Genomic DNA, 17,158 nt, shown 5'->3' with positions numbered 1-17,158 from the left:
TATTAAAGAGTTTAACTAATAGCCAAAACAATTGTCAATCCATATCCTCATAAAGAACATGTATTTTTTAATTGGACATAAAAAAGACAAACTCTTTTGACCTGAGTTTGTCTTTTTTTATTTATTTTGTTTTTGGGACGACTTTGAAAACGGACATCCGTTCTTCGTCAATTTCTTCGTCTAATATTTGTTGAATATCGGATAATTGGATTTGTTCAAGCACAGTCACGACATCAAATAAGCTCATGTCCAAGAATGCATATCGAGTGAATTGGTTCGCAATGTATTCTGGAGAGTTCATGGCTTTTAAAAAGCTGCCGATTTTCTTCTTGCGTGCAAGCTCAATTTTTTCTTCTGTGATCAGGCTTTTGGCTTGAAGAAGGGTTTCTTTTAATTCTTTTGCCAGCTGATCAGGATCATTTGTATCTCCGCCAACTGAAGTGAAGCCAAAGCCGCCTTCTTCCGTATAATCGTAGCTGAACGTTTCATCAATTAAGCCTTTTTCATACATCTGTTCATACTGTAAGGAGCTTTTGCCAAACAGCGTCTCTAAAATGAGATTCATCCCAAGCTCATGCTTTAGCAGCTGATTTCCTTTTTTATGAGGGTTCTTTGTTTTCAAACCGAACATACATTTAGAGCCTTGTACGTTCATTGGAAGTTCGTATTCTTTCCGGTACACACCTTCGGGCTCATTGATGTCTTTTCGTTTGATCTCAGGCTGGTCTGTAAACGGCTTTTTCGCCTGATTCGCTCTGACTTGATTTAATATTTGCTTCGGGTCAACAGGACCGACGACGAATAGAAGCATATTGCTTGGGTGATAGAACGTTTCATAGCATTCATACAAATGGTCCTTTGTAATTGGAGCAATACTTTCGACTGTTCCAGCAATGTCAATTCTCACTGGATGCTCTTGATAAAGATTTTCAATCAGACCAAAGAATAAACGCCAATCCGGATTGTCATCATACATATTGATTTCTTGACCGATGATGCCTTTTTCTTTTTCAACCGTTTTTTCGGTAAAATAAGGCTCTTGAACGAAATCAATAAGTGTCTCAAGGTTTTGTTCAACATTTGAAGTGCTTGAGAATAAGTAAGCCGTTCTCGTAAACGTTGTAAAAGCGTTTGCGGATGCTCCTTGTTTACTAAATGTATGGAACACATCGCCATCTTCTTTTTCAAACAGCTTATGCTCTAAGAAATGAGCAATTCCGTCAGGCACTCGGATCATGTTTTCTTTGCCGAGCGGGACAAATTCGTTATCGACAGAGCCATATTTTGTTGTGAAGGTCGCATAGGTTTTGTTAAACCCTTGCTTTGGCAGGACATAGACATCAAGTCCGCTGTCCATTTTTTCGTGATAGACCGTTTCCTGCAGCTGATCGAATTGAATTGTTTTCACTGTCATGAAGCACCCTCCGTTCCTTTAAGAAAATAGGTCGTATCCCATTCGATTTTCTGACCCACTTTGATGATATCCTCTTTTGTCACTCGGTCTAATGCTTCTAAAAAGGAATCAAGGGTTTCCCCTGTCGGCACAACGGCATGCTGATACAAATATTCGGCAGTCCCATAAGACGTATCAATCGTTTCTAGCAGCTGATTTTTGACGACAGCCTTTGTTTGATCAATCGCTTCATCTGAAAAATCACCTTTTTGCATCGCTTCAAATTGTTCTTTAATGATGTCTACTGCCTGCTGGTAGTTTCCGACTTCAATGCCTGACATGACCATCATCAAGCCTTTAAAGCTCTCAAGTCTAGACACAGCGTAGTACGCAAGACTTGCTTTTTCCCGAACATTAATAAATAGCTTGGAATGCGAAAATCCGCCGAATATGCCATTAAACAAATGCAACGCAGGATAATCTTCATCTGCAATCGTCGTATGCGTGCGAAAACCAATATTCAGCTTTCCTTGTTTTACGTCTTCTTCATCAATGACCTCTTTTGGTTCTTTTTGTGATCTTGATGATTCGGCATTTTGTGTCACTGGCTCTCTTTCATTTGTTTTGAAGTATTGAGAGACCATTCGATTGATGTCTTGTTCGTCAACATCTCCCACAACATAGAGGTCAAGCTGGTTTGTTTGAAGCGCATGCTCATAAGCTTCAAAGAGCGTGCTTGCAGTGATTGCCTCAATATCTTCCATTTCACCATTGACGTGCAGCGCATATGGTTCACCTTTACACATTTCCTGCACAAGCCTTAAGTTTGAATAACGCATTTTGTCATCATACACTGCTTGAATTCGCTGTTTTAACGTGCGTTTCTCTTGCTCTACATATAAATCACTAAACACACCATCTTCAACGTGTGGATGAAATAATAGATCAGATAGCAAAGCAATTCCTTTTTCTAGTAAGGGTGTTTGATCCTTTAAATATTTTTCATTCGCCATTTCGAGGCGGAATGTAATGATGTGATTTTCTCCTTTTTTCGCCATGTCAGCCGAAACAGTTGCACCATAGAGCTCATCAAAATAAGCACGCAATTCTCCTGTTTTCGGCATTTTTTCTGTTCCTCTTAACAGCACATGCGGAAAAAGAGAACGCATGGTGACGTCATCTTTTGATAGAGGCGCAAGCATTTTAAAAAGGATCGTCACGGTTTTAAATTTTTCTGTTTTGACAATATGAGTATGAAGACCAGGTGTACGAAATGTCTTCTCTTGTAAGTACGTCATGAGAAACCTCCTTTGTTCATCCTATTTATTATGTATTAGAACATAGCTGATATATACGTGAAACAGCCATTTAATAGTCATTATATCAATCAGAGGAAAGGATAGGAAATAAAAACGCCTCTGCTATGAGCAGAGACGCAATTCGTTATTTCATTCTAAAAGGCCACCAATTCCATTTACCAAAAATGCGAACCATGACCGGGATAAAGAGCGGTAGAACAACAAAAGCATATAATAATAGTCCAATGAGGACGACCGTGGCAATTTCAACAAGTGATAACACACCCGATGGCAGCATGGCGGCAAAGGTTCCCGCTAAAATGGCAACTGCTGAAATAATGACTGAGCCCATATTTCTCATCGCTGATATCATGGATGCTTGAACATGCTCTCCCTTCCATTCATTAAAACGATCCATGAGGAAGATCGAATAATCAATGCCGAGTGTAACAAGAATGACAAAGCTGAAAAATGGGACAGCCCAGCTAACACCGTCGTAGCCAAAAAATGTTTTAAAGATCCACTCTGTTAATCCGATGGATGTAAAATACGTTAAAATAAGTGAAAGTGTTAAGTATATCGGCATGACGATTGACCGTAATAATAAAATTAAAATAAAGAAGATACCAATTAACATGAAAATGACCGTTCTAATAAAGTCACCGTCAGACGTTTCTTTTAAGTCTACATTTAAGCTTGATATACCGGATACACCATAATTGGCATGTCCGAGTCCACTTACAGGTAAATATCGATCAAGGGTGTCCTCGATTTTCGCTACACCTTTCATCGCTTCATTGCTGTATGGATTCACGTTTAAAATGACTTCAAAGGTCGTTAATTTACGATCTGGAGACATATACGTATTAAATATTTGCTTAAATTCATGGCGTTTTAATACTTCTTCCGGGATAAACCAGCCTGTTACCTCTTCATCTGGCGCTTGCTGAAGCTGTTTTAAGTAGCTGTCAGCCTCGGTGAAGCCGCTTTTGACTTGCTCAAGCCCTGAAATACTTTCATCTAAACCATCTGTTAATAATGTTAGTTTTGATGATAGCTGGTTAAATCCTTTTTTGATGGCTTTTTGACCATCTGTTAGCTGATCTGCGCCATCTTCGATTTTAGGCATTTCTTTAATCAATTGTTTTTGCCCTTCATTTGTTCGATCAAGACCATCATAAATTTCATCCAGCCCTGTCATTAGAGCCTGTACTTGACGTTGTACTTGCTTTTGCTTGCTTGATAATGTTTGAATCACTTGATCTGCTTTTTTGATCTTTTGTTTAAACGCAGATGCTTCCTCTTCATACACACTCATTTGATCTCCAGCTTGATCAAGCATTCCTTTTGTGTCTTTGAATACCTTTTTGATTTCCTTATATTCATCCATATCCTTTACTTCTGGAAGCCGATGTTCAAGTGCCTCAAATGATAGATTGTCATAGGATTGCTGTACTTTCTTAATGGTTGTCATCAGCTGCTGATTGGATTTCGCATGACGTTCCAGCGTATTCACCACTCGCTTAAGCTCTTCAATGTTGGCTTCACTGCTGCGATATTCTTGCTCTAATTCTTTTTTTGCTTCTTTGATTTTCTTTCGAATGGTACCTACTCCATCTTTACTGCGCCTGACCCCATCCTCCAAAGAAATCAGAGATTTCCTTACTTCTCCGATGCCACTTTTGATGGCTTTTGTCCCATCAATCAGCTGGTCAATACCTTTAGCAGATTCTTCAATTTTTGGTTTTTGTTTGAGAAGCGCTAGGTTTGTTTCGGTCAAGCCATCAGAAATTTTCCCAATTCCCTCTTGACCTTTTCCAAGCTCTCCTCCAAGCTCTTTCGCTTGTGAAGTGACGTAAAGCTGGCTTAACCCGGCTCCAACAGGACGTGTGACACTGCGAACTGCTTTTACTTCCTCAATGTCATTTAATTTACGGGTCAGTTTTTCAATCATGACAATCTTTTCTTGATTATCTAGCTCTTTGTCACTTTCCACAAGTACATTCAGCGGCAGGGCTTCACCAAAGCCGAATTGCTCTGAGATCGTATTAAATGCAGACACTGACTCATACTTTGCCCCAATCTCATTTAAACTGTTATAAGAAAGGGTGCCGTCATACATCAGGATAGGAGGTACAGTGATAAGTGCGACTAAACCTAAGCTAATCAGCGGCCTTTTGAAGGAAAAACGGCCAGCCCATTCCCATATCTTGCTTTGCGGATGCTTAATGTTTTCTCTTTTAGATGGCCAGAAAAGGGATTTTCCAAAGACGGTCATAAAAAAGGGAACAATGGTGACAAGGGCAATGAGCAATATGCCAACCCCTACGGCAACACTGACGGCTGATTGATACAATTGGAATTTAGCAAAACCAATACTTGAGAAGCCGACTAACACGGCTAAGCCGCTGAAAAACACCGTTTTCCCAGCACATTGATACGTGATGATTATTGCTTCTTTGACATCACGTCCCTGGCCAATCTCCTCTTTAAAACGGCTTAAAAGCAATATACAATAATCCGTTCCTATCCCGAACATAATGGCTACCATAAAAATCTGAGTAAAATTAGATAGAGGAAATTGTGTATATTCTACAAGAAAAGCCACAATACACCGACTGACAGCGTAAGAAATGCCAATCGTAATGAGCGGAACAACAGGTGCCAATATCGATCTGAATACAATTATTAAAATAAAGAAAATAAAAATCATTGTAATAAGTTCAGTTTTCTTCAGACCTTCTTGAGAGCTTTTAATGACATCTGAATCCACAAATTTTTGACCCGTCATTTCATATGAGACGTTGTAGGGCTTTAAAACTTCCTCAATTTGTTCTTTAATCTTCACAGCTTTTGTTTCGTAGTGATCGAATTTGAATGGAACAAGAAGTGTACTTTTATCCTTTGATAAAAGTTGTTTTTGAATGTCCGGATCTACATGAAAATACGAAGTAATTCCGTCAATGTGGAGTTCTGGGGCATGTGTATTAAGTGCAGCTAAAGCCTTTTTTAATTCCTGCTCTTTCGCAGGGAACAGATGTTGTTCGGAGAAAACAATCACACCAGTATCTTTTTTCCCATTATGATCTGATAGCTTATCCAATAAGTGAAGTGCCTCAGCTGTTGGTGTCCCCTCCGGAACCTTTAATTGCCCTTTTTCTCTTGTTAATTCCTCTAAATCGGGCGCAGTAATAAACAGAATAACAGCTGTTATCATCCACACCACTAATACAATCCATCTTGCTTTAATAATTTGCAACATAGCTGCTTCAAGCTCCTTCTAGTTCATCAATCATTTTGCTGTCGTTGAGCGTGTCTGAAGTGCTGACTGCTTCTCCTTCAACTTGCTAATGGCAGGATGACCTATTCAATTGTCCTTTCGTGTTGAAGAAACACATATCCATCATCAGCCACGATCTCAATTTCTGCCTTAAGTAAGACAGAAAATGAATGTTTTTGAACACCTCCTATTTGGGATATTTTAAAAGATATTACTATACATTAGTTTAACTATCAAAATTTTACATGTCAATTTATAAAAAAGAAAAAAGATGGCAAAATACCGTCTTTTTTCTAAGTTTAAACCGTTTTCAATTGTTCACTTTCATCCTTTTCATCTGGCTGGATGAAAAAGAGGACCAAAAATAATGAAATGAGACTGCATATGGTCGAGAGAATAAAAACGATGGAGTCTCCTTTATCCATGAGAAAGGCGTAAATTGGAGGCCCTAAAGCGACTCCGATAAACCGCATACTGCTATAAAATGACGTAATGGTTCCGCACTGCTCTTTTTCAATTCCTTCTGTAATCAACGCATCAAGTGCAGGAAGAACAATACCGATCCCCACTCCCCCAATGCTTAAACAGATAAACAAGACGTAAAAACTGTGATTCCACCATAAAAAAAGATAGGAAATTGATAAAAGAGCCATGCCAGCAATTAAAAAGATTCTCATTTTCCCCTTTTCTTTTCCGATCGTTTTCCCAGCAATGAAGGAGCTGATTGATAAAAAAAGAAGCGGGATACTAAGCAGCAGCCCTTTTTTGACACCCTTTATTTGATACGCTGCCTCTAGGTTATCGGATAAGTAAAAGAGCACACCAAAAAGAAGAAACATAATAAAACCGCCAATAGCAAAAATGGCATAAAGCCAGCGTCCCTCATGCTTAAAAATGGTCTTAGTTGATTTTAAAAATTCTTTAAATGTAGGCGGCTCCTCCTCTTTCTTCGCAGACTCCACCATAAAGAGTACCATGAGAAAGCTGATGATCGAAAAGAACGGAATGAACCAAAACGGCACAAACCAAAACCATGAAGCAAGAAGTGCCCCTATAATAGGGCTTAGCACCTTTCCAGCTGTATTAGAGGTTTCAATGGCGCCAAGTCCCGCACTCACCTCTTCATCATCATGAAACAAATCTCCTATAAACGGCATGACAACAGGTGCCGCTCCGGCTGAGCCCACACCTTGAAGGACCCTGCCAAACAGAATCCACATGTAGGGTTCTTTCATAATGGTTGAGGCAACAGCTGCCACAGCTCCTCCAAGTCCTGCAATTAAGAGGCACGGTAGCAGGACCTTTTTCCGCCCAATCCGGTCAGATAAATAGCCGGCAATTGGAATACATAAGATCGCCACAACGGAGTAAACCGTAATAATGAGTGAGACTTGAAAGGAAGTGATGGAAAGTTTCTTTTCTATCTCAGGCAATACTGGTATTAACATCGAGTTCCCAAGTGTCATGATTAGAGGCACTGATGATAATGCAATAATATTCTTTTTACTGACGGTTTTCTCGCCCAACATCATTCACCCAATTCTATATACTGTTACGTATTAGTGTGGCAAGTTTTACGGGTTTTATGTATGGACAAACTAAAAGCAACCGCCTATGATAGCGACTGCTTTGTTAAAATCGTTTACGTATGACATGAAAGCTGAATTTATCCGCTCGAAAGTAATTGAGTGAGTATAAGACCGGCTGATCATCCTGATCATAGTGCATTTGTTTCAGTAAAAGTAACGCCGTTTCAGGATCACATTCAAGTATCGGTGAGGCTTGATCGTGATAGCCAATCGGTTCAATGTCAGCAACTGCATATTTAATCCCGCTGTGTGGTTCTCTTCCAAACAGCTCAAAAAGCGATTCTTCTTCATGGGTAAAAGAAGCAGGAAGATGTTTGACCGGAATTTTATCTAAACAATAAACAACTGGCTGTCCATCTGCTGTTCGAACTCGTTCCATTGAAAAAATCTCATCAGATTCATCACACTGAAAGCGAATGACATCATTCTCTGTTGGCTCCCCTTCTTGTGAGGATAAAAAGATGGTGCCTGGCGTCATATTGACCTGCTCTATCATTTTCGTGACACTTGTCAGCTGCTCAATACCTGTAGAAAAGAGAGGTCTTGAGTTGACGAACGTTCCCACACCGTGCCTTCTAATTAAATACTTCTCTTCTTCTAATATACGAAGGGCTTCACGCAGTGTCGCTCTGCTCACGCCTAAAAGTTTTGAGAGCTCAAACTCTGAAGGCAGCTTTTCTTTTTCGGCATATACGCCTGTTTGAATATCTTCTTTAATACGGTCAATCACTTTCAAATATAAATGGCGATTGTCTGTTTTGGTCGACATGTTTTCCCTCCGTCTAATCAATGCAAATGATAAGATGAGAAATCTCTATTCCGAGATAAGATGAACATAACTATATCATGTTTTTGTAAATAAATAAATAGTCTGACATCGAGTCAACATCATCATACTATCGTTGACTTTATTTTAGGAAAGCTCTCTTCGATTTATGAAGAGAGCTCGTCATATTGTTCTTTGGAAAGCAGAACTTCTCTCGGTTTACTTCCTTCATATGGACCTACAACCCCGCGCTCTTCCATTGCGTCAATCAGGCGTGCCGCTCGTGTATAACCGATGCGGAATCTTCTTTGAAGCATAGAGACAGAAGCCGTCTGCATGCCAATAATTAGTTCAACCGCTTCATCATATAAATCGTCATCCACAGCCGTAAGCTGATCCTGCGTTTCTTCAGTTGGTATCATTTCTTCTTGATATTGCGCTTTTTGCTGCGTGATGACATGATCCACAACATGTTCCACTTCTTCATCTGATAAAAAGGCACCTTGCACACGGACCGGCTTGTTTGCTCCGACAGGTAAAAACAGCATATCCCCTCTACCGAGCAGTTTCTCTGCTCCTCCCATATCAAGGATCGTTCTTGAATCTGTTTGTGAGGACACACTAAAGGCGATACGGGATGGGATGTTGGCTTTAATGACCCCTGTAATGACATCGACAGAAGGTCTTTGTGTCGCAATAATTAAGTGAATACCTGCAGCACGTGCCATTTGGGAAAGTCTTGTAATGGAATCTTCCACATCAGAGGAAGCGACCATCATTAAATCGGCAAGCTCGTCTACAATGACGACGATATAAGGAAGTTCTGGCTGCTTTGCCTCCTCTGATTGATTCATTCGTTTAATGTAATCATTGTATCCTTCAATATTCCTTGTCCCAGTATGAGAAAACAATTCATACCGGCGCTCCATCTCACTGACAACTTTTTTGAGTGCCTGAGAGGCTTTCTTTGGATCCGTGACAACTGGAGCTAAAAGATGCGGGATGCCATTATAGACATTTAGCTCCACCATTTTCGGGTCAATCATCATCATTTTCACTTCATGAGGTTTCGCTCTCATGAGAATACTTGTGATAATGCCATTGATACAGACACTTTTTCCACTTCCGGTTGATCCTGCTACAAGTAAATGCGGCATTTTGTTCATTTCAGCGAGAACGGCTTCACCGGAAATATTTCGGCCAAGTCCAATGAGGAGCTTTGCATTTGGACGGTCATTTTGCTTCGATTCTAAGACTTCTTTTAAAGAAACCATGGCAATTTCTGCATTCGGAACTTCAATTCCGATGGCTGATTTCCCAGGAATCGGCGCTTCAATCCGAATGTCTTTTGCTGCTAGAGCAAGGGCTAAATCATCACTTAAATTCACAATCTTACTTACCTTGACGCCGACATCTGGGTAGACTTCATATTTGGTCACAGCCGGCCCTAAATGAACCTGAGTGACCTTCGCCTTTACACCAAAGCTTTGAAATGTTTTTTCTAGCTTCCTTGCATTTTCATATATATTTTTCTTATCTGTTTGCTGACCTGAATGCTGCGGCTCTGCCAAAATATCAAGAGACGGCAATTCGTAATCTTTGTTTTCAAGTTCAGTAAACGTCATCGGCGGAGCTTCCTTTGCTTCAACAGCCATATCTTCAGATGGTGCATTTTGCATGGTCTCTTGAAGCGGTTCTGACTCTTTTATTCCCCGCTCTTTTTGAACCGGCGGGGTGAGGATGTCATCCCGGTCTGCAAAGCTTGAAATAATGGGCTGACTGTTGTCAGGAGAGAGTGTTTCCTCCTCGATCAACATATCATCTTCTTCGTCATCTTTTTGAATGCGTGAACGTTTTTTCTTTTCACCTGTTTTCTGAGAGGATGCACTCTTTTTCGCCTGCCTGATCCCTTTCATATCTTGAACAAACGCCTTCCACTGCTTTACCATAAATTGTGATACAGGGAGTGTCACTTTTTTGACCATTTCTTGCAGTGATCGATTTGTGATCAGAACAATTCCAATCAGCATGAGAACAATCGCCATGATTTGAGAGCCTGCTTGTGCAAATAAGAAATACGAGGCTGCAAATAATATGGCACCGATCATACCGCCCCCTAAATCAGGCGTTCCAGTCTCACCTTTCATGTCCATTAAGAAAAGCTCAAACGTATTTCTGATCACACTTTGAGAGCCTATGACTCCTGCAGATGACAGGTGCTGAAAAAGCTTCACATGTGACAAAAGCAAGATGCTCGCAATCATGCAGTATAGACCTGCTTTTCTTCTTGTTAGCATATCTGGGATTTGTTTTTTCCAAAAGATTGTCACACCAAAAAGAAATAATCCGATAAGGCAGAGAATAAACCATTCACCTGCAAAGAATCGGAATAGATGTACAAAGGTTTGTCCAACAACACCTAGCTGTAAAATGGCAATGATCGCTATGGCAATACAGACTAACCCATTTAATTCATATTTCAGTTTTAGCTGTTTATTTTGTTTTTTTCTCGTTTTACGTTTTCTCTTTTTAGCCATACTCATCACCTTACTACGAAAGAAAATATAACCTACTGAAAGATCAGAAAGAAAGCAGCCTGGTTTCGGCTGCATCTTGTTGTAAGTTTTCCCTTTATTATAGCATAGAATCATTCTTATGAGTCGGTTTGATTGGTGCCTAAATGTAACTTCAATCGCTTGCCTGGTGCAAGCTCTTCATTTAAAAAATCCATTGGGTTGGTGCTCATCACTTGAACAATTTCAGCTTCATCTTCTTTCATTTCAACCATCACTGGTACGCCTTGAATGTTCACCTGCTGCAGTTTACGGTCTCCTTGGTCCTCGGCATAAATGGCTTCATAGGGCATAGGGGTATATAAAATCATTGGACCAGCCCCTTATTTTGAGATGCCTTGTCTCCAATGAGTTCGTTCAGCTTTTTAATCGCTTGTCCTACGCCGCCTACTTCATTCATAAGTCCGTATTCCGCTGCCTCATGACCAATGACATTTGTTCCAATGTCTCTTGTCAAATTGCCTTTTGAGAACATCAATTCTTTAAACTTTTCTTCTGTAATGTCTGAATGGCTTGTGACAAAGTTAATGACTCTTTCCTGCATTTTATCTAAGTATTCAAAGGTTTGCGGTACACCAATGACAAGACCGGTTAAACGCACGGGGTGAATAGTCATCGTGGCTGTTTCTGCAATATATGAATAGTCACATGATACAGCGATTGGAACACCGATTGAGTGTCCGCCGCCGAGCACAATCGATACAGTCGGCTTCGATAGTGACGCTAGCATTTCCGCAATGGCTAGACCCGCTTCTACATCGCCGCCCACTGTGTTTAAGATAATTAAAAGTCCTTCGATTTTTGGGTTTTGTTCAACTGCTACGATTTGCGGAATGACGTGTTCGTATTTAGTTGTTTTATTTTGTGGCGGAAGCTGCATGTGTCCTTCAATTTGTCCAATAATCGTCAGACAATGTATATTCGTATCTTGCGGCAGCTGTGGCACTGCTGTTTCACCAAGCTGCTGTATTTTGCTCATGATGCTATCTTTTTCTTCTGGCTTACGCTCAGGCTGCTGTTCATTCTTTTCGTCCATTTGTCTCCATCCTTTCCTAAAAACTCTCCTCCTATTATGAACAAGAAGGACTTATTCCATCCGCATTGCTCACGCCACATCAAAAAAGCCCAAAGAGCTTGTGCTCCTTGGGCTATCTCATCACACTTCCATAATAATTGGAATGATCATCGGCTTACGTTTTGTTTTTTCATATAGGAATTGATTTAATACATCACGCATGGATTGTTTCAGAGTTGACCATTCAACGATAGAGTTTTCCGTTTGCTCTTTGACAACTCCTTTTACCATCTCTGTTGCTTTCACAATCAGTTCTTCGGATTCTCTTACGTACACAAATCCTCTTGTGATGATTTCAGGTCCAGAAATTAATTGTTTCTTTTGTTTATCAAGCGTAATGACCACAATTAAGATTCCATCTTGAGACAATAGGCGTCTATCGCGTAGCACAATGTTACCGATATCACCAACGCCAAGACCATCAATCAAAATGTTACCTTGGTGAACTTTTTCACCGATCTTTACGTTCTGTCCTCTGAATTCAACCACATCTCCTTTATCAATCAAGAAAATGTCACTGCGTTTCATTCCCACTTCTTCAGCAATACGAGAATGTGCTTTTTGCATACGATATTCGCCATTCACCGGAATTAAATACTTCGGCTTTAGTAAGTTCAGCATCAGCTTTAACTCTTCTTGACAGCCATGTCCAGATACATGTACGCGTTTTTGAGCAAAAATCACCTGTGCTCCGCTTCTTGTGAGGAAGTCAACTGTTTTTGAATACGTGAGTTCTTGTCCTGGAAGAGGTGTAGATGCAATCACAACGGTATCACCTTTTTCAATATGAAGCTGTTTGTGATTTTGTTTGGCCATTTTTGTTAAAGCCGCAAGGGGCTCACCATGGCTTCCCGCCGTCAGGATGACCACATCATTTTTCGCCATTTTCTTGACTTCTTGAACTGGCACAAATAATTCTTCGTCTGCTGTGACATAACCGAGCTTGATGGCCAGCTGAAGAGTTGTCATCATGTTCTTTCCTGCTACGGCAAGCTTACGGTCATTTTGAATGGTTGCATTAATGATCTGCTGCACGCGGTTAATATTCGATGAAGATACAGCAACTATCACACGATTCTCAGCATTGTACATCGCATTTGAGATTTCGTCTTGCACGATCGCCTCAGACGGTGTATAGCCTGGTTTTTCAGCATTCACACTATCTGAAAGAAGTGCTAAAACGCCATTGTTTCCGATTTTCGCAATCTCTCCGATGTCACAGGCTTGATTAAGCGCTGGGGTTTGATCAAATTTAAAATCACCTGTGCACACGATGGAACCAAGAGAGGTTTTGAAGCTGATCCCGACTGAATCAGGAATACTATGATTCGTTCTAAAGAATGATACCTTTGTTGTTTCAAATGTAATCACCGATTTCGCATGTACCTCACGCAAATCAGCTTTTTGATTGAAGCCATATTGCTTTAATTTTTCTCGAAGTAACGCAAGGGTCAGCTTCGTCCCGTAGACTGGTACAGACAATTTACTCAAGGCATGGAATACGCCTCCGATTGCTTCATCATGTCCGTGGGTAAGAAAAATTGCTTTCACCCGATCAGCTCGTTCAGTTAAATAAGAGATATCAGGAATGACCACGTCAATGCCTAGCATTTCGTTTTCTGGATGCATTAAACCTGCATCTACAACATATATGTCTGAATCAATTTCAATGACATATAAGTTTTTCCCGATTTCTCCAACGCCTCCCAGTGCAATAATTCTTACGTTCTCTGTATTTTTCTTTTTCAAAATTCTTATCCTCCTAGTCTCAAGCCCGTCCATCATCGCTTAATGCTATTATAACTGAATCTAATTTTAGAAAACAAGATGAAGTCACATTTTAAGAAAGTGTTTATGTATAAAAAACGGTCACACTCAGGGGCATCTGAGAATGACCGCTTACGAATATTTTTGTTTTGATCAGCTATTTAATACGCCGCTTAAATCAAGTCTCTCTTCTTCTGACAAAGGCAAAAGCGGGAGACGAACAGATCCGACATCTAGTCCTTTCAGCTGAAGAGCTGTTTTGACAGGCGTTGGATTTGGCGCTGAGAAAAGCTGTTTCATGATTGGAAGCAGCTGTTGATGAATCAATGCTGCATTGGCTGTTTGACCGGACGCATAGCTTTTCAGCATTTGCTGCATATCAAGTCCTACGATATGAGATGCCACAGAAACGACTCCTTTTGCACCAACAGCTACAGCAGGAAGTGTTAAGCTGTCGTCACCTGAATATACATCGAAATCTTCTGGCGTCTCAGCAATGATTTTTGTCATCGCATCTAAGTCGCCGCTTGCTTCTTTGATCGCGACAATGTTTGGTATTTGCGCAAGTTTAATCGTTGTTTCTGGTGCTAATGAAGCAGCTGTTCTTCCTGGTACATTGTAAAGCATGACAGGAAGAGATGTAGACTCGGCAATTGCTTTAAAGTGTGCATACATGCCTTCCTGTGATGGCTTGTTGTAGTAAGGTACGACAAGCATCACTGCATCAACGCCCGCTTCTTCTGCTTTTTTCGTTAGTTTGATAGACGCATTTGTGTTATTACTGCCTGTTCCTGCAATGATTTTACAACGACCATTTGCTAATTTCACCGATTGCTGAAAAAGAGCGACCTTTTCTTCATTCGATAAAGTTGGCGATTCGCCTGTTGTCCCTGCAACGACTAAAGAGTCACTGCCGTTTTTTAACAAGTAATCAATGAGAATTGATAGTTTTTGGAAATCAATGTTGCCCTTTTTATCAAAAGGTGTAATCATAGCTGTTGCGATATTTCCGAAATTCATTTTTTTCACCTCATCATGATTCAATCACATTTATCTTGAAAGTTCAAACACTTCATGCAGGGCATTGACAGCCGCTCTCATGTTTTCTTCGTGCACTAACACCCAAATGGTCGTATGACTGTCAGCTGATTGTAAAATCGGAATGTTTTGCTCTGATAAAGCCGATACAATTTTAGATGTGACACCCGGCACACCCATGATGCCTGCTCCAACAGCTGATACCTTTGCGCAATTTGTTGTCACAGACGGTATATAGCCGAGGTCTTTTAGGATCGACGTTGCCTTTTCAGTCATTGCACCTGTCACTGTATACACAATTTCACTCGGTGTAATGTTGAAGAAGTCAACACTGATTTGTGCGTTTGCCATTGCTTTGAAGACTTCTGTTTGGACGCTGTACTGCCCTTCTTTTGCCGGGACTTTGATTTGCGTTACATCATTAACATGTGCAATACCCGTAATCAGGCGGTCATACACATCATGACTCATTTTATCTGAGTAATGTGATGTCACAAGAGTACCCTCATCATCAGAGTATGTTGAACGGACCCTCATTGGTACTTTTGCTTGCATCGCAATTTCAACAGCCCGCGGGTGAATGACTTTCGCCCCTTGATATGCGAGGTTGCAAATTTCTGTATACGTCACAACTCTTAGTGGCTTTGCATTTTTTACAATGCGGGGATCTGCTGTCATAACCCCTTCTACATCTGTAAAAATATCGATAAAGTCTGCCTGAAGGGCAGCGCCTAAAGCAGCTGCTGATGTATCACTGCCACCTCGTCCGATTGTGGTCACGTCTCCATTTTTCGCGGCTCCTTGAAACCCTGCAACAACGACAACATCATGCTCAGAAAGGGCTGCTTCAAGACGTTCACACTTCATGTCAATAATTTTTGCATTCGTATGCTCTTGATCTGTCACAAAGCCTGCCTGAGCCCCTGTCATCGCTACAGCCTTTAGCCCGTTTTCATTCAGCATACTTGAAAACACAACAGCTGAAATATTTTCTCCGCAAGAAACAAGTAAGTCTTTTTCGCGGTTTGTCATGTGCTGCGCGCTGCCGTAAAGCAGACTAAGCAACGTATCTGTCGCATAAGGATCGCCCTTTCGTCCCATTGCAGAAACGACGACAACCGATTTATAGCCTTTCTCTTTTGCAGATAAGATATGTGCAAGTGCCCTTTTTCTACCTTGATCATCTTTGACAGATGTACCGCCAAATTTTTGGACAATTATTTTCACTGTTTTCACTCCAAGTTCATTCTGACGTAACAGAAGAGAGCAGGCGAAAGATGCCTAACTCTCTTCTGTTCGTCCTCATCATCCATTGAATGTTAAACTAATTTTAATGCTTTTAAGCTTTCTGCAATTTGAATTGAGTTCCATGCAGCGCCTTTCAGCAGATTATCAGATACAATCCACAAATGGAACCCATTTGGACGGTCCAAATCTTTCCGAATGCGGCCGACAAATACGTCATTTTTTCCAACAGCATCTGCAGGCATTGGATAAATTTGCTGAGACGGATCATCTTGCAGCGTAATACCTGGTGCATCTTTTAAGATTGATTTGATGTCATCAACCGTTGCGTCATTTGATTTTAGTTCAACGTAAACAGATTCTGAATGACCTGTTTCAATTGGAAGTCTCACACATGTTGCCGCTACTTCTAGCTCTGGCAAATGCATGATTTTTTTCGTTTCGTTGATCATTTTCATTTCTTCGAAGGTATAGCCATTGTCTTGGAATTTATCAATTTGCGGAATCGCATTAAATGCAATTTGATAAGGCATGACTTCTGGTGTTACATCTTCTTTATTTAAAATGGCCTGCGTCTGGCTGTATAGCTCGTCAATGGCTTCATGTCCTGCACCTGATACTGCCTGGTAAGTGGACACGATGACTTTTTTCATTCCATACGCCTGACGAAGCGGTTCTAATGCCGCCACCATTTGAATCGTTGAACAGTTAGGGTTTGCAATGATCCCTTGATGGTCATGTAAATCTTTTTCGTTTACCTCTGGTACGACAAGAGGGGTATTTTCGTCCATACGAAAAGCGCTTGTGTTGTCTACAACAATCGCACCTCGTTTGACTGCTTCAGGAGCTAGCGCCTTGGAAACATTTCCTCCAGCACTGAATAATGCAATGCTTACCCCTTCAAAGCTTTCAGGTGTTGCTTCTTGAACAGTATACTCTTGACCTCTGAATGTCACTTTTGTTCCAGCAGAACGTTTTGAGGATAGTAGAGTGAGTGTATCCATTTCAAAATCTCTGTCAGCCAGTGTTTTTAACATTTGTTGACCAACAGCTCCAGTCGCTCCAACTACAGCTACATGCAATCCTCTTCCCATCAGTAAAACTCCTTCCGACCCATCCATCATTCTTTACTTT

General features: G+C 40.7%; 12 protein-coding genes. All 12 read right to left on the bottom strand.

Features of this window, described 5'->3' with window-relative positions; all coding sequences use genetic code 11:
- Positions 1-121: 121 nt before the first annotated feature.
- The 12 genes from yfmH to asd all read right to left on the bottom strand — a co-directional run bounded on the left by yfmH (position 122) and on the right by asd (position 17,118).
- Entirely contained in the window at positions 122-1,414 is a 1,293-nt protein-coding gene (gene yfmH, locus IEE86_RS00965) for an EF-P 5-aminopentanol modification-associated protein YfmH (RefSeq protein WP_191095530.1), read from the bottom strand.
- The gene (gene yfmF, locus IEE86_RS00960) at positions 1,411-2,691 is read right to left on the bottom strand and encodes an EF-P 5-aminopentanol modification-associated protein YfmF (RefSeq protein ID WP_191095529.1); all 1,281 of its coding nucleotides are present in this window, start codon (positions 2,689-2,691) and stop codon (positions 1,411-1,413) included. Before yfmF ends, yfmH begins: the two co-directional genes overlap by 4 nt.
- A gap of 145 nt (positions 2,692-2,836) precedes the next feature.
- Complete coding sequence (locus tag IEE86_RS00955; RefSeq protein WP_191095528.1) at positions 2,837-5,953, bottom strand: MMPL family transporter; 3,117 nt, start codon at positions 5,951-5,953, stop codon at positions 2,837-2,839.
- Positions 5,954-6,270: 317 nt separating this feature from the next.
- Positions 6,271-7,500 carry a bacillibactin exporter BcbE gene (locus tag IEE86_RS00950; RefSeq protein ID WP_224740769.1) on the bottom strand — a complete coding sequence of 410 codons (1,230 nt, stop codon included), beginning with the start codon at positions 7,498-7,500 and terminating at the stop codon, positions 6,271-6,273.
- A gap of 103 nt (positions 7,501-7,603) precedes the next feature.
- Positions 7,604-8,329, bottom strand: coding sequence for a GntR family transcriptional regulator (locus IEE86_RS00945; RefSeq protein ID WP_191095526.1), 726 nt, complete (start codon positions 8,327-8,329; stop codon positions 7,604-7,606).
- 164 nt (positions 8,330-8,493) lie between these two features.
- Complete coding sequence (locus tag IEE86_RS00940) at positions 8,494-10,863, bottom strand: FtsK/SpoIIIE family DNA translocase (RefSeq protein WP_191095525.1); 2,370 nt, start codon at positions 10,861-10,863, stop codon at positions 8,494-8,496.
- A gap of 116 nt (positions 10,864-10,979) precedes the next feature.
- A complete protein-coding gene (locus IEE86_RS00935; RefSeq protein ID WP_191095524.1) occupies positions 10,980-11,210 on the bottom strand; it encodes a YlzJ-like family protein in 231 nt (76 codons plus the stop codon).
- Positions 11,207-11,935: a ClpP family protease gene (locus IEE86_RS00930; protein ID WP_191095523.1), complete on the bottom strand. Its 729-nt coding sequence runs from the start codon at positions 11,933-11,935 to the stop codon at positions 11,207-11,209. The genes IEE86_RS00935 and IEE86_RS00930 overlap by 4 nt, the downstream gene beginning before the upstream one ends.
- Before the next feature lie 120 nt (positions 11,936-12,055).
- Positions 12,056-13,723: a ribonuclease J2 gene (gene rnjB / locus IEE86_RS00925; protein ID WP_191095522.1), complete on the bottom strand. Its 1,668-nt coding sequence runs from the start codon at positions 13,721-13,723 to the stop codon at positions 12,056-12,058.
- A 171-nt stretch (positions 13,724-13,894) separates the two neighbouring features.
- A complete protein-coding gene (gene dapA, locus IEE86_RS00920) occupies positions 13,895-14,761 on the bottom strand; it encodes a 4-hydroxy-tetrahydrodipicolinate synthase (protein WP_191095521.1) in 867 nt (288 codons plus the stop codon).
- 30 nt (positions 14,762-14,791) lie between these two features.
- Positions 14,792-16,006 carry an aspartate kinase gene (gene dapG, locus IEE86_RS00915; protein ID WP_191095520.1) on the bottom strand — a complete coding sequence of 405 codons (1,215 nt, stop codon included), beginning with the start codon at positions 16,004-16,006 and terminating at the stop codon, positions 14,792-14,794.
- A gap of 92 nt (positions 16,007-16,098) precedes the next feature.
- Positions 16,099-17,118 (bottom strand): aspartate-semialdehyde dehydrogenase, encoded by a 1,020-nt coding sequence (asd, locus tag IEE86_RS00910; RefSeq protein ID WP_191095519.1) that lies wholly within the window; start codon positions 17,116-17,118, stop codon positions 16,099-16,101.
- Positions 17,119-17,158 lie beyond the last annotated feature (40 nt).

Origin of the sequence: Bacillus crepusculi, from assembly GCF_014764715.1 — a bacterium.
Taxonomy (GTDB): Bacteria; Bacillota; Bacilli; order Bacillales; family Bacillaceae; genus Bacillus.
Note: the sequence above shows the minus strand (reverse complement) of the source record. Positions and strands in the feature narration are given on the sequence as shown.

Bases quoted from the DNA above. Each gene is read 5' to 3' on its own strand.
- yfmH (WP_191095530.1), bottom strand. From the start codon at position 1,414: ATGACAGTGAAAACAATTCAATTCGATCAGCTGCAGGAAACGGTCTAT.
- dapA (WP_191095521.1), bottom strand. From the start codon at position 14,761: ATGAATTTCGGAAATATCGCAACAGCTATGATTACACCTTTTGATAAA.
- IEE86_RS00940 (WP_191095525.1), bottom strand. From the start codon at position 10,863: ATGGCTAAAAAGAGAAAACGTAAAACGAGAAAAAAACAAAATAAACAG.
- IEE86_RS00935 (WP_191095524.1), bottom strand. From the start codon at position 11,210: ATGATTTTATATACCCCTATGCCCTATGAAGCCATTTATGCCGAGGAC.
- IEE86_RS00955 (WP_191095528.1), bottom strand. From the start codon at position 5,953: ATGTTGCAAATTATTAAAGCAAGATGGATTGTATTAGTGGTGTGGATG.
- IEE86_RS00930 (WP_191095523.1), bottom strand. From the start codon at position 11,935: ATGGACGAAAAGAATGAACAGCAGCCTGAGCGTAAGCCAGAAGAAAAA.
- IEE86_RS00950 (WP_224740769.1), bottom strand. From the start codon at position 7,500: ATGTTGGGCGAGAAAACCGTCAGTAAAAAGAATATTATTGCATTATCA.
- asd (WP_191095519.1), bottom strand. From the start codon at position 17,118: ATGGGAAGAGGATTGCATGTAGCTGTAGTTGGAGCGACTGGAGCTGTT.
- IEE86_RS00945 (WP_191095526.1), bottom strand. From the start codon at position 8,329: ATGTCGACCAAAACAGACAATCGCCATTTATATTTGAAAGTGATTGAC.
- yfmF (WP_191095529.1), bottom strand. From the start codon at position 2,691: ATGACGTACTTACAAGAGAAGACATTTCGTACACCTGGTCTTCATACT.